Origin of the sequence: Aeribacillus sp. FSL M8-0254, assembly GCF_038008845.1 — a bacterium.
GTDB lineage: Bacteria > Bacillota > Bacilli > Bacillales > Aeribacillaceae > Aeribacillus > Aeribacillus composti.
The window spans coordinates 3377253-3398597 of sequence record NZ_JBBOZY010000001.1 but is presented as its reverse complement, the minus strand read 5'-3'; the positions used below and the strand labels follow the sequence as shown (position 1 = coordinate 3398597).

The following is a 21345-nucleotide window of genomic DNA, read 5'->3' as shown; positions in this document are numbered from 1 at the left end:
TTTGTACAATTTTTCAGGCATTCTTCTTCAAGTCCAAATTATTGTGTAAATTCCCCTTTGATAGACAACATGGACCTGATGACTTGACGTATGGTAGGTAAGACCGGCAAGTCTCCCTGCCGGTCGCCTTCCCGGACAAATGATCATGTTGTCAAGGAACAGGCATGTCAAGGAGCTTTCGCGGCATATCCTCGCTTCGCTCCGGTATTCCACGTTCTCCTTGACACGGCGTAGAGGTTATCCCACTCTCTTGATCGCCGGAGCCTCCTGATTCACCGATCGGACTCCTTGCTCTTTCGTTTTCCGCCCCTGCCAATATTCAGCCATATCCAAGTATTTGCGCCCTGACATCCATTTTTCATCGATTTCGATCAACACGGCACCAACGAGGCGATACACCGATTCCCGGTTCGGAAAGATGCGGATGACCCGTTCTCTGCGGCGAATTTCTTCGTTCAGCCGTTCCACTCCGTTGGTCGTGCGCAGGCGCCGCCGGTAACGGTCCGGATAGTCCAATACGGCGGTGGCGTCTTCGAATCCCTCTTCGAGGATTTGCATGGCTTTTGGGGCTTTTTCTTCCCATTTGGCCAGCACTTGTTCCAATAACAGCCGGGCCGTTTGCTTATTTGGAGCATGAAGAATCCCACGAATCTCCTCGAGCAAGGCATCCTGCATATACTTTGGTGCGGCATCGAGGATATTGCGAATAAAATGTGTCTGGCATCGTTGCCATGTAGCGCCTTGGAAATGCTTTTCAATGGCTTGCACCAGCCCACCGTGCTGATCCGAGATGATCAAGTCCACTCCCCGGAGTCCCCGGTCTTTCAGCCATCCGAAGAACTCGCTCCAGCTGGACTCCGATTCACTGTTTCCGATTTGCAGGCCAAGAATTTCTCGATATCCTTCCTCATTCACTCCTGTAGCGATCAACACGGCTCTGGAGCGTACTCGTCCATCCTCCCGGACTTTCGTATAAATAGCATCTACTAGCACAAACGGATACACGTGTTCATGAAGGGAACGATAATTCCAGTCTTGGATAATCGGATCCAGTCCCTTGCACAGTGAGGAGACCGTGGATTTGGAAAACGAAGTGCCGCATAATTCCTCCGTGATTTGAGTGATTTTTCGGGTAGACACCCCGTTTACCACCATTTCCATTAGTGCCAGTACCAGTGCTTGTTCGCTCCGTTGATACCGTTGGAACAGTTCCGTAGAGAACTCCCCATCTCTTGTCCGTGGAACGCGCAAGGTCAACCGTCCCACCCGGGTCGTCAGCTGGCGTGGATACGAACCGTTTCGATAGCCTTTTCATTCTTCCGTTCGTTCATAACGGCGAGCTCCCAGCTGTTCTTCTACTTGTGCCTCGAGGATTTGATTGAGGACTTGTTCCAATAGCTTAGCTAATCCCTCATCTCTGGTGAATAACCCGTGCAAAAGTTCATCATTTAGGGTAATATGATATTGAGCCATGGTTGCATTCCTCCTTATGTTTGGTGTTTTTGGTCCACTGTTTATTCTACCAAAGGGGAAGCAACATGGCTCTTTTTCTATTTCCCTTTTTACACAATTATATGGACTTAACTAGATTTAAGGACAGTAGCAATATTTAAAATTACGGAGAATTAGGAGGGATGTATTATGACCACACATAGGATTTATAAAATGAGTTTTTCAAGAGTTTATCCAAACTATATAGCGAAAGCAGAGAAAAAAGGGCGTACTAAATCAGAAGTTGATGAAATTATCTGTTGGTTGACAGGATATACCCAAGATGAGTTAGAAACACAGTTAGAAAAACAGGTAGACTTTGAGACATTTTTTGCAGAAGCTCCCCGATTAAATCCTAACCGGGTTTTGATTAAAGGAGTAGTATGTGGTGTTCGAGTAGAGAATATTGAAGACCCGTTGATGCAGAACATTCGTTATCTGGATAAGTTAATAGATGAGTTAGCAAAGGGAAAACCCATGGAGAAAATTTTGCGGCAATAATAATTAAAAATGGAGTAAAACAAGAGCAATATTCTGTAAAGATTTGTAGGGGCTAAAATATTTTTCGGAAGTAGATATCAAATAAAATAAAAGGGAAAAAATTTAAAGACACATTATTTATATTATGTGTATCAAGATTACAACAATAATATTATTCAAGAATCATCAGTGACCGGAGCATTTTTGAAAAAGCCGAAGCAAATTCGCGGTAAATTTAGAAAAGGTAGTGGAGAGGTAATAGGGGTTAAGAATGCTAATTTATATAATTTAAAAAATATTGATGTAAGTTTTCCGATGGGATGTTTAACAACTGTTACAGGAGTTTCCGGTTCAGGAAAATCTACATTGGTGTTTGAAGTGCTAGCCGCAGCAAAGAATCCTAAACAAAATAAATGTAACATTGTGATTGGTATCGAGAAATTCGATCAAATATTTCTATAGGACAGGATCCTATTAATAGAATGAAACATTCTAATGTTGCTACTTATTCTGGAGTCTATACGGAGATCAGGAAGATATTTGGCGGTTTAGAAGAAGCTAAAAGAAAAGGACTATCTCCAAAACATAACAATATTTTAAAGTTGACAGTTTTTTGTATTACTGATATAATTTCACCTGTATTTAAATGTATTTAAAAAGTTAAGGAGGATTATTAAAAAAGTGACACATTCGATGAGACTACGTTTCCCAACTTTGAACTAATGAATTGAATATGTTCAAAGGCTCTGCTTGTGAACGGCAGAGTAATGGGAGTAGTCTGTCCTTTTTTAATAATCCTTATTGATAATTGCAATTGCTATTTGTGGCAATTGTTATTTAAGGTATTTTTGGTACTTTGATACTAATTCTTTAATATGTATTTTTTAAAAAAGGCAGACCTTTGTCTGCCTTTTTTATTTTTGTGAAAAACGGAGTTTTTATATGTATCTTTATTAAACCTGAAGGTTATTCTTATTGGGTTTCTGTGCACATTATCATCATTTGATCTAGTAAAAACTCATAAAAAATTAAGGATGGATTCTCTTCCCTTTACTCTGAATCACAAGCAGATTTGTGATTTTTTAATTCAGAGAGGAAGGGAAAATATGGCTAGAAAAAAACGTACTTATGGGAAAAACAAAATTACAAGAGGTGAACCACCAAATCATTTGGGTCAGCATTTAATGCATAATAAGAAGTTACTTTTTGAAATTGTAGATGAAGCAGAGATAGACCCAAATGATCTGGTTTTAGAATTAGGTGCTGGTAAAGGAGCGTTAACAGAAATACTAAGTCAAAGGGCGAAGAAAGTTATTGCAGTAGAATATGATTTAAAGTTTATAAAGATTTTAGAAAAGAAAATACCAAACAGTAAAAACACTATTATTATCAATCAAGATATATTAAAAATTACGTTGCCGAGGGAACATTTTGTAGTTGTTTCGAATATCCCATATGCCATCACAACACCAATTATGAAGAAACTCCTTAATAATCCATTAAATCATTTTCAAAAAGGTGTGATTGTAATGGAAAAAGGAGCAGCTAAGAGGTTCACATCAAATTATGTAAAAGATTCATATGTAATCGCTTGGAGAATGTGGTTTAATATCTGTTATGTAAGAGGAATTTCAAGAAAAAACTTTTCCCCACCTCCAAGAGTAGATTCTGCATTGGTTAAAATTAGTCGAAAACCAAATCCGATTGTGCCTTATAGTCACTATAAAATCTTTTGGGGATTAGTTGATTACATGTTTAAAAATCCTCAATTATCGGTTGATTATGCATTAAAGGGAATTTTCACAGCACAACAAATTAAGCGTTTGAAAAGAAGCCTTCGAATAAATAATGATTTGCCAGTTGCAGCACTAACTGAACAACAATGGGGCATTATATATGAAACGATGGTAAAGTATGTACCAAAATTTAGATGGCCAAGGATTAGAGAGGGTAAGTTAAATCATTATTGAAGGAAGGGGTTAACTTTATTAGTAATTGTATTATGGGTTGGTATTTAATCTGGAAAAATCTATTTCTAGAGCAAAATGGAAATAACAAAAACTTTGGCTGAATATCCTCAAATTACTCATGATGATCCCAAGTTGTGGGTCTGTGTTTTAACCATAACTGATTTGACTTGTTCACAAGTGAGACATTTTCTTATCAAAAATAAATTAGATGAACACTGCTACAAGACCTAATGTCTGCGGTTACTAGTCAAGGCACGTTGAGTGCGTGGTATTGATGTCAAGGGTTGAGTGGCATCCTTAGCGCAACAAGAGAGCCAGTCATTAAGCCAGAATGTAAAGCTTGGTTACCAATACCGATACCAACAGGGAGAGGTAATGGTCAATTGTTCTAGGTTTTTAGAATATACCAAAGATGAAAATAAGCGATTAGTAATTGTGCCGGAGGAAGCTGAAATAGTTAAAAGGATTTACCGAGAGTATCTTGAAGGCTCAAGCATGGATAAAATCAAAAAAGGACTTGAAGCTGATGGCATACTTACAGGTGCGGGGAAAAAAAGGTGGCATACCAGTACTATAAGGAAAATATTAAGCAATGAAAAATACATTGGTGATGCACTGCTCCAAAAAACTTATACGGTAGATTTTCTTACAAAAAAGAGGGTTGTAAATAACGGAATCGTACCTCAGTATTATGTAGAGAATAACCATGAAGCCATTATCCCGCGTGAAATTTTCATGCAGGTACAAGAAGAGTTAGTTCGTAGAAGTAGAGGACATATAAGTACTAGTGGAAAGAAAAGAAACTTTAGTTCAAATCATGTATTTTCGCAAATTATCTTCTGTGGAGAGTGTGGCGAAATATACCGTAGAGTTCATTGGAATAACCGAGGTAAAAAATCGATTGTTTGGAGATGCGTCAGTAGACTTGAGAATACAGGGTTAACTTGTCATTCCCGAACCGTGTTGGAGGATATGATAGGCCTTGCTACGGTTGATGCAATTAATAAACTAATAGGGCAAAAGGATGGCTTTTTAACTATCTTAAAGGAAAATATAGAAACAGTGATAAGTGAAACGGACAATAATATTGTTTCCGAGATAGATAAAAAGCTAGAGGAATTACAAAAAGACCTTTTGAGACTGGCCAATTCCAAAGAAGATTATAACGATATAGCCGATGAGATTTACAGGCTCAGAGAGGAAAGGCATAAGGCTTTAGCAGAAGAAGCAGGCAAAAAAGGTTCCAAGCAAAGATTAGAAGAGATGGAAAAATTCCTTAATGAACAATCCACCCTCTTTGAGGAATATGATGAGCAACTAGTAAGGAGACTTATAGAGAAAATAACGGTTTATGATGATAAACTAACTATTGAATTTAAATCTGGTGTAGAAGTAGATGTATAAACATAACCTTAATGAATGACCACCATTCAGGAGATATATTCTCTTGATTGGTGGTTTTCTTCTTATTGACTGGAATTGGTAAAAGGCATATAATCTTATTAACAATGTTGTTGATATTGTTATTGATAAGGAGATGACAACATGAGCGATGTTAATGAGCTACTAGAAGAAGCTATTAAGGAAACTGAAAACTTGAATGCAGGTGAAGTCTTTCTTGTTAAAGACCTGTTCAAGGGTTATGTATGGAATAGAATACCCAGAAAGGATCGACTTCTGCTTGGAACTTTATTTTTAAACTACGTAAATAAAATGGAAGGTAATATAAAGGCTATTGAAAAGACTTCATCTAATCAGCAGAGGTATCAGAAGGTTTGAGGATATAGCAAAACTATTATGAAGGGCAATAAAAAACTATAAATTATATTAGGGTGTATGGGGTGGATGCTTTGCTTAATTTAAGGCAATTAGTAGATGACTTTTTCTTGTTTGTTCAGTCTAAGAGTATAGAAATTTATAATGAGTTTAGCCTCCAGCATGAGCTGGGGATATTCCTACGTGAAAAGCTTCCGGACTATCGTATTCAATTTGAAAGAAATGTATCATACTTCACACCAGACAATAAAACTATAAAAAAAGAAATAGATATTACTATTTTTAATGAAGATAAATCAGAGAAGTATGCAATTGAACTTAAGTGCCCATTAAATGGTCAGTATCCAGAACAGATGTATTCGTTCGTGAAGGATATTAAATTTATGGAGGAGCTTAAGAACCGAGGATTTACTAAAACAGCTGCTGTTGCTCTTGTTTCAGATAGACCTTTTTATGAAGGACGCAACAATGAAGGAATATATAAGTTTTTTAGAGAAGAATATTCTGTTTACGGTAGTATTTTTAAGCCAACTGGTGTAAGAAAAAACGAAGATTACATTACTTTATCAGGCAGATATGATTTTATCTGGCAGGATTTAAGTGAGGGTCGTAAATATTACATAATAGAGATTTAAATTAAGGGGGATGAAATGGAGAATGAAGGACGATTATCCAACGGCAAAGGATTTGTACGATTATGAATATTACATGAAGAGCAGACCACACGTTGTTCTATTGGGCGCAGGTGCGAGTTGTGCAGCTATCCCAAATGGTGACAAGAATGGTAGGAAAATATCCGCAATGAATGGCTTTATTAAAAAGATTGGATTGACAGATATATTAGAAAAAATAACGCTACATACTTCTTCCGATAATTTAGAAGACATTTATATGGAGCTTGATGAGCGCAGTAAAACAGAACTCAATTGTATGGATGCCAAGCAAAAGTTGGAGGAAGCCATCCGTGATTACATGTTAGATTTTAAGTTGCCTGATAGACCTACAGTGTATGATTATCTGATTATGGGATTAACTTCAAAGGATTTGATTGCAACCTTTAATTGGGATCCACTACTGGTGCAGGCTTATGCTCGTGTAATGGCTTATACTACCAATTTGCCACAGTTGGCTTTTTTACATGGGAATGTTGCTGTAGGATATTGTATAGAGGATAATGTCATGGGTAATGAAGGGATGACGTGTAGATGTGGTAAACCTCTCGCTCCAACAAAACTCTTATTTCCAATAAAGAATAAAGATTATTCGAGTGATACAGCTATATCAAAGTCATGGCAATCATTGAATAATGCATTAGAGGTAGCATATATGGTTACCATTTTTGGATATAGCGCACCAAAGAGTGACGTAGCAGCTATAGAGATGTTGAAAAAAGCATGGGGTGCTGTGGAAGATAGAAATTTAGAAGAAATAGAAATAATTGATTTGCGTGAAGAGGATGAGGTCATTGAATCTTGGAGTGATTTTATTCATACGCATCATTACTCATATCATTCCAACTTTTTCACAACAACAATAGGGAGATGTCCTAGGAGAAGTTGTGAAGCAACGTTTGATAGATTGATGATGAATCGTTGGTTAGAACCAGATAAAGGGTTTAAACCAGATATGGATTTTAGTGATATAGATAAATTGACTTGTGATTTAATAATTGATGAGGAGAATAAAAAAGGAACAAAGAAACTTCTTATAAATCCATATGTATAAAGTAGGAGAAAAATCAGGTATGCTGGATATTAGTTATAATTATTTAAATGGGGTTAATTGTGGGGAATTTAGAGATAATTCGTTATCAGTATTCCCCGGTACTGAAGAAAAATGGATATGGAAAATAAATGGAAAGTCTTACGTTGACCCTGATTCAAGATGTAAAAAACTATATGAAGACCTAGCTTTATATTACAACGGTCTTAAATTGCCCAGTGGGAATTACATTGAAAGTATTAAAATCAAAGAACGTAATAAAGGCAGAAAAGACTGTTATTATGAACTAATAATCAACATAATTAAAAAAGGTAAGTCAGAGAAAACATTAATTGCTCAAATCGGATTAGGAGTAGATTACATCGGACCATCAATTTATTGGGCTTGTGAGGCAGGAATGACTTCAAGAGAAATAGGAACATTCTTACAAACTACAAGAACAATCGGGGGGCATATTGTATGGCCACGATGGATTGGAACACCAAAGAAAAATGGTAAGATTGGTTATGATTTTATCGAAGATTTTAAGTCTATTAACGTGTCTAGAGGTGGGGAGAAGGGTTTTTATGATAGAATAGATCTCACCTTGTTTGATTTGAAAGAATGGTATTTAGAACGTAAGTGTAAGTTACAAATTACTTACGACAAAAATAAGATATGGTTGGAGCAATTTGTTGATTTTAAGAACTTTATCAGTTTTTTTAAAATGGATCAGTAGCGTTGCATAAAAAAATTTAATGTTTGTCAAGCTCAATAAAAATTCCAGTTATTTCATGTAACTGAATATTCAGACATACAATCTTTCTAAGCAAGCTTAAAAGGACAATGACGTCTTAATCGGCAGTCCATCTCCACAATTTGGTAATATATTACAGAAACATTGGATCATAAACTAAATCGTCTAGGTGTTCCACCTCCCCTTCTTCAAATTGGTACACGATGGTTTCAAAATCTTTTTCCCAATCGTATTTTTTCCGACCGTTGGACGTTCGAATTGGCTTTTTAAAAAGGGAGCGAACAAAACAGTCAAAACCTTTAAAAAGCAGATTCTGTAAAGTTCGCTTGATCTCTAATAAAGGACCATCGTGATTCACTTTTAATTGGAGCATGGCCTGTAAGCAATAGGTGATTAGGGCGATCCAAATTTGATTGTAAACGGCATTTTGACTTTTTCCATAAAATCTTTTTATCTTAAGGTGCTGTTTCATCCATTTAAAGAAGGTCTCTATCTTCCAGCGATATCGGTATAAATCTGCAATCTCTTCCGCAGAAAGATCAAAGCAATTGGTTATGATGATCACGGGATTCCCTTCGCTGTCGACCGTTTCGATCAATCGGAGAGGATGAGTCATTTTGGTATGATTACGGTCATTTCCTAAAATGACAATCTGATCCCTATAAATCAAACGTTCTGGATTGGGAATCCGTTCCGATAAAACTTCAATCTCTGCGTTCTTTTTAAGCCGGGTAATGAATCGCACCCCTTCTCGGCATAAGCGGTCGAACTGTTTGTAATCGACATACCCTCGATCAAACAAGTAAATCGCATTTGGATCGATTTCAATGAGTTCGTCCATCTGTGTGCGATCGGCATGTTTCGCGGGTAAGATAATCCCTTGATCCGGAACAGTGATATCCTTCGTTACAACAACCTTTAAATGGAGTCGAACACCAGCCTTTGTCTTACGAAAAGTTGCCCATGGATATTGGCTCAAACTCATGCTCATCGTGGTAGAATCAATGACCAGAAGACGACCAATGTTTCGGATGATCGGGGCATTTTTCATTTGCCCTTGGATCTTTAAGACCAGATATTTAAATACTTTTTCAAACAGTTGAGGGGATAATTGGCCTAATTTGCGAGAAAGTTGCGAAGTACTAATTGCATCAAATTCCAGATATGTCTGCAACTCTTCCTTGTCTTTCAAATGTTTGGCCAATTTTGTTAAGCTTTCCAATTCATTTATCTGAGCGATGATACAAAGTTGTAAAAACTTATACACCGTTAATTTTTTAATATATTTGTCAACGTCAATCACATTAATTAGTTTTGAAAAAGTTATTGGATCGATCTCTTTCAATAGTTCATTTATTGTGGATTCTGTGGTATTCTTATCCATAATAGTTTCTCCTTATTCTTAGGATTTGGATAGGACTGCCAATCCTAATTATAAGGAGTTTTTTTATATCCAAAAAGATGAAATTTAACATAAATAAAATTGGGCTTGACAAATTAAAATTAACTTAATGCAATGCTACTGAAAATGGATTGTTTTGTATATACAGAAGAGAAAGAGATTAAAATTATAAATCTCTGTTCTTTTTGTAATCGGGGGAAAAACGAATACTTGTGTTCAAATGACGTAGAACATGCATCTATTCCAAAAGATAAGATAGCATATAGCATATTCGCATCCGCAAGCATGGATTTAATTAAGTTGAGAAATTCATTATTGTTATTGAAGTAAAATGCATTTTATTTTTTATGTAAAATTAGTGGATATGTTCCCGCTTACCGATAGTACAAAAAATGTTTTTGACGTGTTTCCGACTACCCACAATGTAAAAGACATCAAACCAACCGGCTCGTTGCATGTGGAGTGTGTTTCACGGCTAGTGTTAAAAAATGATTGAGCGTGTTTAAACTTTTACACACTCAATCGGCGCAAACTTGTAGTAAATTTTAACATTTTGGTTATTATCTACTTCTATCCGTTCAATAAACCGTAAAACCATTTCAGTAGTAAGGGTTTTGAAGGATAGAAATTCATCTACTTGCTTTCTGATGGTTGATAAGTCAGAGGTGACTGACTGTCAACCATTGCTTTTTTATCGTTGACTTTTCCATCTCTAGATGTTGTAACTTATCTTGTACCATAGAAACAAAGTCGTGGTAATCTTCCTTTGAAATATCTCCACCGATGAACTTTTTCAGGGCATTGTAGAAATCTGCTTGAAGGGATAGTCCCCTTTAATGATCTTCCAGTTTTCTTTATTAAGTCTTTCAAGGTCAGCAGAGTCCGTTATGGAGAAATCCATATCTTCCGGGTAAAGGGAACCTTCTGGTGTTCCATGTATTCTAACATGATTAAACCAATGAACATAATCATCTAATTCCAGTTTCAATTGGTCTAAAGTTTCGAAATATCTACCCTTAACAAATTCTGTTTTGAGGCGGGACGGCTATTGTGCATACTCTCCAACGATGACCGCAAGCTGTCGCAGCTATTTGCAGATGTCCCGCGGTATCACGCCACTCCGGAGAAGCGCGTGCCTTGCCCGGAGGAGCAGAAGGCGGAAGCCATCGCTGCGGTCAAACAGCGGTTTGCGAGCAGTCACGAGGTCGTGGACGTGGACGGTGCCCGCATTCAGTTCAAAGACGGCTGGGGGCTGGTACGTCCGTCGAACACGCAGCTAATCCTTGTTCTGCGCGCTGAAGCCGTGTCACCGGAGGCATTAGCCGACATCAAACAGAAGTTGGCTGACGCACTCGGCGAGCCACCGCTTAACTTGACTATCCCATGGTGAGGCGGGGCACAATTGGATTACGATTCGTATCGGCGCTGATCCGAACAACCCATGCTATTCGGATCAGCGCCGTTTTTCTTTCTTGACAGTTATAATTTAGAAGAGAAAACAAAAATGTTGTCATCATCAGTTGCCATACTTTTGAATGCTTGCATTACGTTGTTCATAAGATGGCTAAATGGATTTACTGTAAATTATATTACTACAAGGATGAAAACAACAAGTGTCGTGGTTGAAAGTAAGAAAGACTTTGAAACCATTAAGTTTTATTCAAATATTTGCCACAACTTTGGAAGTGTAAGCGTTACAATCAAAAAATTAAATAAAAGTTCACAAATGTTTGTACTATCATCGTTTACAATATATACGTGAAAATATTCACAAATAAATATACAAAAATAATATTTATTCCGCTAGATTGGTCGCCAAAGAAAGGATGAATCTATCTTGGAGATATTATCGATGAGTGGAATTGTTATTCGATTTTTATTAGGCGGAGGCGCGGTCGTCGCTTCTACCATTATCTCAAGAAAATTAGGATCAAAAGTCGGAGGAATTTTTGCGGCCTTTCCTGCTGTATTTTTCGCGGCATTATTGACACTTCGCTTAGATGTAAAAGGCGGTGAGCTAGTGGAAAAGTCGATTGTTCTATCCCAAGGGGCAGTTGTCGGGATGTTCATGAATATTATGTGTGCAATAGCGGTCGTTTATCTTTGCACTAAGCAAGGTTGGAAACGCGGGCTTGCACAATCGCTAGCTGGATGGTTTCTTGTTTCCATTGCTTATGCTTTTATTTCAAGATATTTCTAAGTTAAGGTGATTTTTATGGACGGACGTGATTTATTTTTCCGTTTTTTATTTGGTGGCTCTGCAGTTGTACTAAGTTATGAAGCGGCAAAACTGTTGCCATGGAAAGTTATCGGGGGGATTTTCGCGGCATTCCCAGCCGTTATGGTCGTTGCCGTGATGATGGTTGGCACGAAGAACGGATCTAAAGAAGCAGCAAAAACAGCGCAAGGATCAGTTTATGGAATGGTCGGTTGTTTTATTTGTGTATTAGCTGTGCTATTTTCCCTGCAATTTACACACAATTGGTGGGGAAGTTTTATTTTTGGTTTAATTACATGGTTTGCAAGTTCGTTATTCCTTGTATACATGCGAGATCATAAAAAGGAAAGCAGAGTATCAAGCATCAAGTCGCAACATTGATAAAGAGGCGCAGAGCAAAAAGCCAATGGAACCATGAGTAGCGAATATAGAAACCTGGCACGATACTGAAGTGACCCAGTAAAATGGGACAAGGAAAAAATACCTCCTGAATCGAATGTAACTTACTTCGATTTGTGGAGGTGTTTGTCTTATGGGGACAAGAGTTCATTATCCAGAGGAGATCAAGTGGAAAGCTATCGAGATGAAACGAGCAAGGTATACCAACCGAGAAATTATGGAGACGTTAGGGATTAAAAATAAGACGCAGATCAAGACATGGATGAGATGGTATAAACATGGTGAAACTCATCGGTTTTCTCAGCCTGTAGGGAAGCAATATGTATGGGGGAAAGGGGCACAGGAATTAAATGAAATGGAGCAGCTCAAAATGCAAAACCGTCAGCTAGAAGCACAATTGGAAATCCTAAAAAAGTACAAGGAACTCGAGAGAAGATGGTGCCAGAAGTAGTGGTCCAAGTTGTAAGAGAGTTAAAAGACAGATATCCTGTTACCCTTATCTGTTCTTGTTTAGGAATTCCAAGATCGACATATTATCGATGGGAAAAGAAATGGGAAGAGTTCATGATGGAATCAGAGTTAGAACGCTTGATTCAAGAAATTTGTGTAAAGAATCATTATCGTTATGGTCATCGCAAGGTAAGAGAAGTCCTACGGCTTAAATATGGAATCAAGTTGAATCGCAAAACCGTACAAAAAATCATGCAAAAACGGAATCTTCAATGCCGTGTGAAGAAAAAACGTCAAAATTGGATCAATGGAGAAAGTAAAATCATCGTACCGAATCGTTTAAACCGTGATTTTACGGCTTCTCAACCAAATGAAAAGTGGGTAACGGATATCACTTATTTGCCGTTTGGTACTTCGATGCTTTACTTGTCAACCATTATGGATTTATACAATCATGAGATTATTGCCTATCAAATCAGCGACCGACAGGATGTTCAGCTAGTGTTAAAGACACTAGAAATGGCCGTAAACGAGCGACAACCAAAACAAGTGTTATTCCATAGCGATCAAGGGGCGGTCTATACGTCTTATGCTTTTCAACATTTAGCCAAAGAAAAAGGCATTACCACGAGCATGTCCCGTAAAGGAAACTGCCATGATCATGCCGTAATAGAATCGTTTCATTCTTCATTAAAGGCTGAAACATTCTATTCACAAGAAAAACAAAATCTCACTAACTCTATTGTAAAACAAATGGTTCAGAATGACATCTATTATTATAATCAAATTCGAATTCAGGCCAAATTAAACTACCTGTCTCCTATTGAGTTCAGGAAACAGGCAGCATAAGTGTTTTTTCTGTGTCTCAAATAGGTGGGTCAGTCCATGCCCCGTGACGGTGTTTTACCAACACCTTATTGAGCATGGGGAAATCGAAAAACAACTTGTATCTTAGTTTACTATATATCGATTGTGCAAAAAATACAACCTCGTGGGGAAAGAAATTTTACCGATTCCTGAACGAAAACGGTTTGCGTACGATCGAGTCAATGAGTTATGGCAAGGGGATTTGTCCCATGGTCCAATGATACGAGAGAACGGAAAAGCGCAAAAAACATTTTTGATTGCCTACATCGATGACTGCTCGTGGGTCGTACCGTACGCCCAGTTTTTCTCTTCCGAAAAATTTGACGGGTTGCGGATCGTGACCAAAGAAGCGCTGCTTCGGTACGGGAAGCCGAAACGAATTTATTCGGACAACGGCAAAATTTATCGATCGGAGACACTACAATATGCTTGCGCAGAATTAGGGATCACGCTCATTCATACGAAGCCATATGATCCACAGAGCAAAGGGGAAAATCGAGTGATTTTTTAGACGGTGCAAACTCGGTTTTCCCCGTTGTTGGAGATGAAACCGGCTACGTCGCTTCAAGAGCTGAAAGTGGTTCTAAAATAGTGTGCTAATTTACAGTAATAGGGGAATCTAAAATAGACTTTTTATCCAATTAGGATCTGAGACATGTAGTAAGTTTTTGACTTTTGTTGCGACTATATCGTAATCTTCTTGATTCTTTGCAGTTTCATAGTCAAACCATTGGGCATCTGGGTCATTTAAATTTTCACTAAGCCTATATCGGTCATTTACATCATGTGCCGTTACTTTATTAGGAGGTATTTTTTCTCCCCAACTGGTTGTAACTCCATCTGCTGGACAAACAGCTAATTCTACTACAAAAGATCCACCATGACGATTAAATTGAAAAGTAATGAGGTCAATATTATCTTCATTTTGCCTTCTAAAGTGAGGAAACGACCCTTTAAAGCCATGTTCTCGTAAATATGGAACAACAATATTTTTTATTGAATTAGTCATATTTTGACGGGCGTTTGTAGTCATGTTAATGATTTCCCTCCATTTTCATTATATTATTCAAATGTCTTTTTAATAGAGGGATTCCTTAGTAGTTGGTAAAAGTTGTTTTTAGGAATCCCTTTTTTATTAACTCAACTTTCGCACACAGAAATATTTAAGCATTGCTTGATATAATTAGGTATAGTGGCCAACCATTTATTCATTTGATTTTTAAAGATGTCCATGTTCAAAGAAACCTCGGCTTCCGCCAAAGTTTGGAAAAGGTCAATAAGTGATTGAAGGGCAGTAATAAAATCTATGTCTTTTACATCTTCGCAAAGGATGTAAAAAAGGTTGCCAATCGTCTTAGGATCCTCCTCTTTTCGCATTTGCCAAGCAATGAGAATATATCGTGTAAAAACAATGGTTGTATGGCTAATTAACATGTCGTAGGAACGTCCCTGGAATTCTTTCTCTAAATTTAAAAGGGATTTATTGCATTTGAAGAAGACTTCAATGTCCCAACGCATGCCGTAAATACGAATGATCTCTTCATTTTCTAATGTTGTATCTGTGCTGAGAATGGCAAGCCATTCGCTCCGTTTATTACGGTTTCGTACAAATAGAATTTTTACTGGAATTCCATTGTCTAAAGTAGCATAAACGGATCCGAGAATGTCTTTTTTACCCATGTGAGGTTTTGCCAATTTGTAAAGTTGATTCAGTGTGAAACGTTCACCATTGTAAACGTATCGCTGCTTTAATTGCTTCACCATGCCAATGACAAATAACCCTTTGTTCGTAATCTTCTCAATTAAAGGCGCTTGTGTAAACCAGGAATCCATGAGAACATAGTCAGCTATAATCCCTTTTTCAAGCGCATGATCAAGTAAAGCTGAAGCCACGTCCGGTTTTGATTTCAGAGCTTCCTGGCGACGCTTATAGCCAGATGTTCGTTTATCAATATTGGTATTGATTTCTTGCAGGCGATTTTCCTTTTTCGGTGAACTTAGAAGAGCAAAATCAACGGGAATAAAAGTAAAACTATCGGTCCAGCCAAGGGTAAGCATTTGAAACCCTTTCAAGTACTGATGGGTAGAGTGATCAAAAACCTTAGCCAACAGTTCAACCGACTTACTACGGTTTCTTGAAAAGACAGAATCATCAATCACAAAAGCTGTGACACGATCTTTTGAAGTTAATGGTTGAAGCAGACGGATCATTTCACTGCTTAATGAAAGTAGAAACTTTCTCCAATGATAGGTTGGTGTATTTAAAAAGCGATAGACTGTATCCTTTCCAGGCAGATCCTGAGATCGTTTACTCATAAAAGCACGAAACCAGTTCTTATATTGGAAGACTAAAAGAAAAATCAGTTTGAAAACAGTAAGACAAGAATACCCGGAAAGTTTCGTAATATTCGCTTTTCTTAAATGATATCCAATATTTAATTCGGAAAATCCTTGTTTAATTTCTTTTGGTAATTGCGCAAAGTAGTCTTTATTCGTTATCATAGTGGTGACACCTTTCTTTTGGATTTGGTTTCATCACCAATATTTTACCAAAAGAATAGGTGTCTTTCTTTATGTTTTAAAAAATGTCAAATGATAATTTTGTACTTCCCAAAACCATTTACATCAAGCATTTAAACAAGATTTTGGACTGCGAAAGCTGAGTTTATTAAATATTTAATACTACTCATGAGATAAACCTATCTTTAGTTTGAAAACCTCTTATTACCACCAGAATGGGAAAAAAGATAAGGCAACAATCGCTGAGAGTGCTATTCCGGTGACAAATCCTGCAACAAATCCCCAGCCTGGATAGTAACCATATCCAAATCCACCTCTAAAAGCAGGAGTTTGGAAACCTCGAATATAAACATGAGTTGGAGTTACCCTTGTAATAATTCCGCGATATACTCGCCCATCATTTGTTCGAATGGAACATGGACGCCCAATTCCTCTCATACAACGATGATAATTCGGATGATATGCCAAAACCTTCACCTCACTCTAAAAAATCTATATTACTTTATGTATGGAATCACCCAATTGCTTGGACAAATGTTGATAAATCATTAGTTAGATTCAAGAGCTTTAGAAATTTATGAAGAAATATGAAATCATTAGCATTGCATAAATATAGTTAGAATTTTCTGTTAATTATTTTTTGTGAATTTGTGCCAAAAAGACAAAACCTAAAGAAAGGTGGCACTGCCCATTTGGTAAATATATACAGTTAAATCAGAGCGACAACGACAAAAGGGAGATTATGGACTGGCTCGCCCATCAAATTTTCGCAACCAAACATAAGCTGGTTTCCACAGAGCTCTCTTTAACCAACGAGTAATTCGAAGTAGGGATTTCTTACTTTTCATCTCCAATTGAATGAGAACATGTAAGCAATACGTGATAAGGGCTAAGAAAATTTGATTTTGAATAGCTTGAAAAAGAGTTCAATAGCCCAGCGAGATCGGTAAATATCACTTATCTCTTCTGGTTTTAAATCAAATCGGTTGGTGATGAAACGAAGTAAGTTCCCTTTTGTGTCCATAACTTCTAGTAGACGATAGACATTTTCAGTACGATTTTGTGTGGTACCAATGTAGACCATTTTATCGGATAGAACGTGACAATCATCAGGAAGTGAAAATGTATAGACTTCACGAATGACTGCGTTTTTCTTCAGTCTTGAAACGAAGAAATAGCCATCATCTGTCATCCGATCAAAACGTTCATAGTCCACATAACCGCGGTCAAACACATACATGGCTTCTTGATCATCCACTAGGACTTCGAGTTGATTTCGGTCATGTTCTTTTGCTGTCGTAATCACTGCTTTTTCAGGATAGACGGTGTCTTTATCCATGAAAACGAGCCGTAAGTGTAGCTTTACACCAGCTTTTGTTTTCCGGAATTTTGCCCATTTATAATGGGTCAAATTCAACGGGAGTGTACTTGAATCAATGATTTTCAGTGGCATATTCTTTCCGTTTTGATAATGGTGCCGTTGAATTTTCCAAACAAGATCCAAGAACAAATTTGCAAGAATTAGTGGGTGGATCTGATTGTTTTTTCGGGATAGCTGAGAGGCACTTATCGATTCAAATCCGAGTGCTTTTTGAAGATCTTCGTCTACAAGTGCATCACTCATTTCCTCTAAGCTCTTAAATTCGAGCAGCTGGGCTACCAATAAAAGTTTAATATAGGCTTCTGTTGTCAGCTTTTTTGTGTAATAGTCCTGTTTCAATTCTTTGACTTGTTCGCTAAGTTTTTGAATATTTATGGGTGAAACCCATTTACCAAATGATGAAATTAGTGTATTCTTGTCCATAATAGTTATCCTTTACGATTGGATTTGGACAGGAACCACCTGTACTTCCATTGTAAAGGATTTTTTTGTTTCGAAATCAATAAAAAATTGAACATTCTTAGTATTTTGAATCATCAGATTTAATTACTGCAATGCTAGTGATATGAAATATATAAAAACATTTATGAGAAATAACTATTTCACTAAACAATAGGGACTCCAATTTGTCCGAAGAAATTGGTTGTTATCTATCGTCTTATTTCGACTAAGCCCCAAGTCTTATTTCAAAATATTGCTGCAGGTCGTTATGAAGAGATTTTTGAATCGTTAATATTAGAAGTAAGAAAGGGAGGAGTTACTGATGAAAAAAGCATTAGTAATATTAGGGATATTAATAGCAGCGATTGTCTTTCTGGCTAATCTCGCACCGCTGATTGCATTAGCTATTACTATTGCAATAACGTATTTCGCCTATAAAGGATTTATCAAAGCTGAAAGCCAAGGAGCAAAAATATTTTGGGGAATCGTCGGAGTGATTGCTTTCATCTCATCGATTTCCAACTTACCTGCTTTAATTGGTATCGCTGCTTTATACATTTTATATGTCCTATATAAATCATGGAAAAAAGATGATTCCGACTTTACGTCAAAAGATGACGATCCATTTAAAAATTTTGAAAAAGAATGGATGGAAATAAATAAACATTATTAAGGAGGAAGAAAAATGTTAAAGACTCAACTTTCTTTAAGAGATTATGGCTATTTGAAAATCGAGCTGTTAGCCCAAGGTATTAATTATGATGATGAATTCTTACAAGCTTATTCTCAGAGGGATAATTTACTTGAAAAAAGAAGAGCATACGGAAATAGTGATGAAATTATCTTCTCAAAAGAGACAAAAGTACCACAAGAAATTATTTTGCCGGAAAATATTGTTGTTGCTGTCAATTATCGCTCCGATTCGAAATGGAAATTAACTTTTAATAATAATAACTTTTTTATTACAAACTCCGATGTTTCAATTCCTATTAAATTCCCACGTCGTCCAACCTTTTATAATAGTAAAATGTCTAATGGAACAAATGTATCTCGTTATGTAACGCTTTATGGAAATGCTACTGCTGCTATGTTTAGTCCTGGTACATGCTATTTATGGTCAAAAAAAGCAGAGTGTAAGTTTTGTTCTTTACAGCCTACTAGAGATGAACAAGCTGATCATGAAATGTACATAAAACCAGAAGATGCTAAAGAAGCTATTAAAATAGTATTAGAAGAAGATGGAGACCGAATAGAACACATTTTATTAAACGGAGGAACGATTAGCAATTACGATTTAGGCTTTAATAAACATATTGATATTTTAGAAGCAATTAGTGAATTAGAAATTAGTCCGCTTATCCAAAAACATTTAATTTCTATGCCTCCAAAGGATTTTAAGTTGTTTGAGAGACTTGCTAAAACAGGTGCAAATATTGCTATGGACCTAGAAATATATGACCCTAAATTATTTGAGGAAATTTGTCCCGGTAAAGCTTCTGATTATGGACGAGATAGATTCATGGAAGCATATAAAAGTGCTGTTGATTATTTAGGTAGAGGTAATGTTTATGCAGGGTTTGTAGCTGGTTTAGAACCTGCAGAATCGTTAATAGAAGGTATGTATGAATTAGGTGAGTTAGGTGTTGTCCCAGCGATAAATATTTTTCACTCTGATCCTAAATCGCAACTCGCAAATCACCCAAGACCTTCACAAGAATATATTGAAAAAATAGGACATCATATGTCAATTGTATATAAAAAGTACAATTTTGTACCTTTTTTAAAGAATACTGGTAGAAATTCTTTAGATACAGAAGCATATCTACAGTGTTATGCATAATGGAGGTAATGGTAGTTGAGCTACAAACTAAATATTACAGAAACTTGGGATGGTTTACCAATTACAAAAGAAAAACCTTATGGTATAACCATAGTAACTTTTAGGAGAGATGAAAGTTTAACAGAATATCTTGTACTACATAGAGTACATAGAAAAAAAAGTTCAGGTAATAGGTGGGCTTGGGGACCCCCTGCCGGAGCGAGATTACCGCAAGAGGATGTTTATGAATGTGCTTGCAGGGAACTTGAAGAAGAGACTGGCATAAAAGGGTTTCCTCAAGAAACGAATTTTCCAGTTAAAGAATGGAAGGTTTACTATTTAGAAGTAGATTATGATATATCTATTTCTTTATCAGAAGAACATGATGATTATAAGTGGGTTGATATTAACACAGTAGAAAAGATATGCTTACCAAGATTAGTTTTCGAACAAGTTGACTTCGTAAGAAAACTTAAAAATCTATAAATACATACGGCAAACAGCTAATAAATGCTGTTTGCCGTATTTAAAACCCATATATATCAAACGCTTTACCTTCTTTAAAATTATTTATCGCTCTTCGAACATAAGGAATGACATTATCTGGTAATTCATTTAGAGAATACCATTTAAGTTCATCGCATTTGTCTGGTTCCTTATTGACAATTTCCCCATGCCAATTAAATGCTGTCAAAAAGAAGTCAATTCTTTCTTCTTGTGATTTACGATGCATTACGCCAACAATATCTAAATCTTCATAAGGAATTTCAATACCCGCTTCTTCCAAAGCCTCTCTTTGTGCAGCTGTTATAAGATCCTCATCACCATCTAAGTGTCCAGCAACCACACTATATTTCCCATCTTCATAACCTGTATTATATCTTCTGAGTAAAAGAATATGATTGTCTTTAATTAAAAAAATATGTACAGCAGCAACTACTTTAAATCTTTCCTTAATCAATATTAATCACCTCTAAAAAATAGTATAACATTGAATATTTTTAGAAACAACGAAAGATAATCATTACTTGAAAGAATCAAAATACTCACCACTTTAACCCACCTCCAATTTTAATCCAAAAGTTATTCAATATAGAAAGGAGCAAATCTTACCTGTTAGTCGCTAAAATTCGATCTTTTTTAATAGATCATTGCAGTTGTTAGAGGATTTACACCATGAATAATATTTATAGAGGAGAATAGAAATCTATCAAGGAGAAATATTGAAATTATTTAAAATGTAATAAAACTATACAGTGATAATTCATTGTTTAAACTTTTACATTCTTTCCTAGATAAAATTGTAGATGAGTATAAGGATTTTCTAAATACCGATTAAATACAGAATTATTATGTATGATACATTTATGAACAAGTCATTAAGACAAAACCTTGATAATTTAGATGATAATGTTATTGTTACTACAGTTCATGGAGCAAAAGTATTAGAATGGGATTATGTTATTTTGCCTGCCATGGAAAAAAATCAATTTCCAAATTACGACGGTTTGTGCAATCGTAATAATTGTATATTCGGGGGTCATTGTATATTTAGTTTAAATGAATATAATGAAGTAGAATTTTTAGAAGAACTTAGTGTGTTTTAAGTTGCAGTAACAAGAGCAAAAAAAGAAGTGTTTTTTACTGCAAGTCAGCGAAGTCTTGTAAGAGAA

At 36.4% G+C, this 21345-nt stretch carries 21 protein-coding genes and 5 pseudogenes; 17 read left to right on the top strand and 9 right to left on the bottom strand.

The window, feature by feature from the left end; translation table 11 throughout:
- Positions 1–237 precede the first annotated feature (237 nt).
- Positions 238–1473: pseudogene (locus NSQ44_RS16455) on the bottom strand (IS256 family transposase).
- Between the two features lie 168 nt (positions 1474–1641).
- Between NSQ44_RS16455 and NSQ44_RS16450 the strand changes: the two are divergent.
- The 8 genes from NSQ44_RS16450 (at position 1642) to NSQ44_RS16415 (ending at position 8157) form a co-directional block, all read left to right on the top strand.
- On the top strand, positions 1642–1992 hold the full coding sequence (locus NSQ44_RS16450; RefSeq protein WP_340857698.1) for a DUF2200 domain-containing protein: 351 nt from the start codon (positions 1642–1644) through the stop codon (positions 1990–1992).
- A 183-nt stretch (positions 1993–2175) separates the two neighbouring features.
- On the top strand, positions 2176–2433 hold the full coding sequence (locus tag NSQ44_RS16445; protein WP_340857697.1) for a hypothetical protein: 258 nt from the start codon (positions 2176–2178) through the stop codon (positions 2431–2433).
- Positions 2434–3077: 644 nt separating this feature from the next.
- A complete protein-coding gene (erm, locus tag NSQ44_RS16440) occupies positions 3078–3941 on the top strand; it encodes a 23S ribosomal RNA methyltransferase Erm (protein WP_340857696.1) in 864 nt (287 codons plus the stop codon).
- Positions 3942–4229: 288 nt separating this feature from the next.
- Positions 4230–5345, top strand: coding sequence for a recombinase family protein (locus NSQ44_RS16435; RefSeq protein WP_445659513.1), 1116 nt, complete (start codon positions 4230–4232; stop codon positions 5343–5345).
- A 141-nt stretch (positions 5346–5486) separates the two neighbouring features.
- Positions 5487–5720 (top strand): single-stranded DNA-binding protein, encoded by a 234-nt coding sequence (locus NSQ44_RS16430; protein WP_027622094.1) that lies wholly within the window; start codon positions 5487–5489, stop codon positions 5718–5720.
- 62 nt (positions 5721–5782) lie between these two features.
- Positions 5783–6352, top strand: coding sequence for a hypothetical protein (locus NSQ44_RS16425; protein ID WP_340857694.1), 570 nt, complete (start codon positions 5783–5785; stop codon positions 6350–6352).
- 22 nt (positions 6353–6374) lie between these two features.
- Positions 6375–7442 (top strand): hypothetical protein, encoded by a 1068-nt coding sequence (locus tag NSQ44_RS16420; RefSeq protein WP_340857693.1) that lies wholly within the window; start codon positions 6375–6377, stop codon positions 7440–7442.
- 19 nt (positions 7443–7461) lie between these two features.
- Positions 7462–8157 carry a DUF6994 family protein gene (locus NSQ44_RS16415; RefSeq protein ID WP_340857690.1) on the top strand — a complete coding sequence of 232 codons (696 nt, stop codon included), beginning with the start codon at positions 7462–7464 and terminating at the stop codon, positions 8155–8157.
- A 151-nt stretch (positions 8158–8308) separates the two neighbouring features.
- On the opposite strand, the gene NSQ44_RS16410 is transcribed toward NSQ44_RS16415, so the two are convergent.
- From NSQ44_RS16410 to NSQ44_RS16405, 3 genes and pseudogenes are all read right to left on the bottom strand, one after another.
- Positions 8309–9559 carry an IS4 family transposase gene (locus NSQ44_RS16410; protein WP_340857688.1) on the bottom strand — a complete coding sequence of 417 codons (1251 nt, stop codon included), beginning with the start codon at positions 9557–9559 and terminating at the stop codon, positions 8309–8311.
- A gap of 520 nt (positions 9560–10079) precedes the next feature.
- Positions 10080–10175 carry a hypothetical protein gene (locus tag NSQ44_RS19100; protein WP_445206689.1) on the bottom strand — a complete coding sequence of 32 codons (96 nt, stop codon included), beginning with the start codon at positions 10173–10175 and terminating at the stop codon, positions 10080–10082.
- Between the two features lie 195 nt (positions 10176–10370).
- Positions 10371–10613, bottom strand: a pseudogene (locus NSQ44_RS16405) (IS3 family transposase); the annotation flags it as partial.
- Between NSQ44_RS16405 and NSQ44_RS16400 the strand changes: the two are divergent.
- The 5 genes and pseudogenes from NSQ44_RS16400 to NSQ44_RS16380 form a co-directional block, all read left to right on the top strand.
- Positions 10608–10967 (top strand): annotated as a pseudogene (locus NSQ44_RS16400) (phosphomannomutase/phosphoglucomutase); the annotation flags it as partial. The pseudogenes NSQ44_RS16405 and NSQ44_RS16400 sit on opposite strands and share 6 nt — an antisense overlap.
- 462 nt (positions 10968–11429) lie before the next feature.
- On the top strand, positions 11430–11777 hold the full coding sequence (locus tag NSQ44_RS16395; RefSeq protein ID WP_066250803.1) for a DUF3147 family protein: 348 nt from the start codon (positions 11430–11432) through the stop codon (positions 11775–11777).
- Between the two features lie 15 nt (positions 11778–11792).
- Positions 11793–12176, top strand: a complete 384-nt coding sequence (locus NSQ44_RS16390; RefSeq protein WP_066250805.1) for a DUF3147 family protein — start codon at positions 11793–11795, stop codon at positions 12174–12176.
- 151 nt (positions 12177–12327) lie between these two features.
- Positions 12328–13493 (top strand): IS3 family transposase gene (locus tag NSQ44_RS16385; RefSeq protein WP_339197115.1). Its coding sequence is split into 2 segments (ribosomal slippage): positions 12328–12604 and positions 12604–13493, totalling 1167 coding nucleotides; the frame shifts between segments, so codons are not numbered across the junction.
- Positions 13494–13533: 40 nt separating this feature from the next.
- Positions 13534–14085: pseudogene (locus tag NSQ44_RS16380) on the top strand (DDE-type integrase/transposase/recombinase); the annotation flags it as partial.
- 45 nt (positions 14086–14130) lie between these two features.
- Here NSQ44_RS16380 and NSQ44_RS16375 read toward each other — a convergent pair.
- The 4 genes and pseudogenes from NSQ44_RS16375 to NSQ44_RS16360 form a co-directional block, all read right to left on the bottom strand.
- A complete protein-coding gene (locus tag NSQ44_RS16375) occupies positions 14131–14544 on the bottom strand; it encodes a DUF4304 domain-containing protein (RefSeq protein WP_339197112.1) in 414 nt (137 codons plus the stop codon).
- A 107-nt stretch (positions 14545–14651) separates the two neighbouring features.
- The gene (locus NSQ44_RS16370; protein WP_328101957.1) at positions 14652–16013 is read right to left on the bottom strand and encodes an IS4 family transposase; all 1362 of its coding nucleotides are present in this window, start codon (positions 16011–16013) and stop codon (positions 14652–14654) included.
- A 222-nt stretch (positions 16014–16235) separates the two neighbouring features.
- Complete coding sequence (locus tag NSQ44_RS16365; RefSeq protein ID WP_340857685.1) at positions 16236–16499, bottom strand: hypothetical protein; 264 nt, start codon at positions 16497–16499, stop codon at positions 16236–16238.
- A gap of 272 nt (positions 16500–16771) precedes the next feature.
- Positions 16772–17835: pseudogene (locus NSQ44_RS16360) on the bottom strand (IS4 family transposase).
- Between the two features lie 340 nt (positions 17836–18175).
- On the opposite strand from NSQ44_RS16360, the gene NSQ44_RS16355 reads away from it, so the two are divergent.
- The 3 genes from NSQ44_RS16355 to NSQ44_RS16345 are packed head-to-tail and all read left to right on the top strand — an operon-like array spanning position 18176 to position 20158.
- The gene (locus NSQ44_RS16355; protein ID WP_340857684.1) at positions 18176–18526 is read left to right on the top strand and encodes a lmo0954 family membrane protein; all 351 of its coding nucleotides are present in this window, start codon (positions 18176–18178) and stop codon (positions 18524–18526) included.
- Between the two features lie 12 nt (positions 18527–18538).
- Positions 18539–19693, top strand: coding sequence for a radical SAM protein (locus NSQ44_RS16350; RefSeq protein ID WP_340857683.1), 1155 nt, complete (start codon positions 18539–18541; stop codon positions 19691–19693).
- Positions 19694–19708: 15 nt separating this feature from the next.
- The gene (locus NSQ44_RS16345) at positions 19709–20158 is read left to right on the top strand and encodes an NUDIX domain-containing protein (RefSeq protein WP_340857682.1); all 450 of its coding nucleotides are present in this window, start codon (positions 19709–19711) and stop codon (positions 20156–20158) included.
- Between the two features lie 40 nt (positions 20159–20198).
- Here the strand turns inward: NSQ44_RS16345 and NSQ44_RS16340 are convergent, their stop codons facing one another.
- A complete protein-coding gene (locus NSQ44_RS16340) occupies positions 20199–20633 on the bottom strand; it encodes an NUDIX hydrolase (protein ID WP_340857681.1) in 435 nt (144 codons plus the stop codon).
- 406 nt (positions 20634–21039) lie between these two features.
- Between NSQ44_RS16340 and NSQ44_RS16335 the strand changes: the two genes are divergently transcribed.
- The gene (locus tag NSQ44_RS16335) at positions 21040–21279 is read left to right on the top strand and encodes a 3'-5' exonuclease (RefSeq protein ID WP_340857680.1); all 240 of its coding nucleotides are present in this window, start codon (positions 21040–21042) and stop codon (positions 21277–21279) included.
- Positions 21280–21345 lie beyond the last annotated feature (66 nt).

What these genes read in the sequence shown, in the direction of transcription:
- NSQ44_RS16450 (WP_340857698.1), top strand. Translation starts at nt 1,642, where the DNA reads ATGACCACACATAGGATTTATAAAATGAGTTTTTCAAGAGTTTATCCA.
- erm (WP_340857696.1), top strand. Translation starts at nt 3,078, where the DNA reads ATGGCTAGAAAAAAACGTACTTATGGGAAAAACAAAATTACAAGAGGT.
- NSQ44_RS16430 (WP_027622094.1), top strand. Translation starts at nt 5,487, where the DNA reads ATGAGCGATGTTAATGAGCTACTAGAAGAAGCTATTAAGGAAACTGAA.
- NSQ44_RS16420 (WP_340857693.1), top strand. Translation starts at nt 6,375, where the DNA reads ATGAAGGACGATTATCCAACGGCAAAGGATTTGTACGATTATGAATAT.
- NSQ44_RS16415 (WP_340857690.1), top strand. Translation starts at nt 7,462, where the DNA reads ATGCTGGATATTAGTTATAATTATTTAAATGGGGTTAATTGTGGGGAA.
- NSQ44_RS16410 (WP_340857688.1), bottom strand. Translation starts at nt 9,559, where the DNA reads ATGGATAAGAATACCACAGAATCCACAATAAATGAACTATTGAAAGAG.
- NSQ44_RS19100 (WP_445206689.1), bottom strand. Translation starts at nt 10,175, where the DNA reads ATGGTTTTACGGTTTATTGAACGGATAGAAGTAGATAATAACCAAAAT.
- NSQ44_RS16395 (WP_066250803.1), top strand. Translation starts at nt 11,430, where the DNA reads ATGAGTGGAATTGTTATTCGATTTTTATTAGGCGGAGGCGCGGTCGTC.
- NSQ44_RS16390 (WP_066250805.1), top strand. Translation starts at nt 11,793, where the DNA reads ATGGACGGACGTGATTTATTTTTCCGTTTTTTATTTGGTGGCTCTGCA.
- NSQ44_RS16375 (WP_339197112.1), bottom strand. Translation starts at nt 14,544, where the DNA reads ATGACTACAAACGCCCGTCAAAATATGACTAATTCAATAAAAAATATT.
- NSQ44_RS16370 (WP_328101957.1), bottom strand. Translation starts at nt 16,013, where the DNA reads ATGATAACGAATAAAGACTACTTTGCGCAATTACCAAAAGAAATTAAA.
- NSQ44_RS16355 (WP_340857684.1), top strand. Translation starts at nt 18,176, where the DNA reads ATGAAAAAAGCATTAGTAATATTAGGGATATTAATAGCAGCGATTGTC.
- NSQ44_RS16350 (WP_340857683.1), top strand. Translation starts at nt 18,539, where the DNA reads ATGTTAAAGACTCAACTTTCTTTAAGAGATTATGGCTATTTGAAAATC.
- NSQ44_RS16335 (WP_340857680.1), top strand. Translation starts at nt 21,040, where the DNA reads ATGAACAAGTCATTAAGACAAAACCTTGATAATTTAGATGATAATGTT.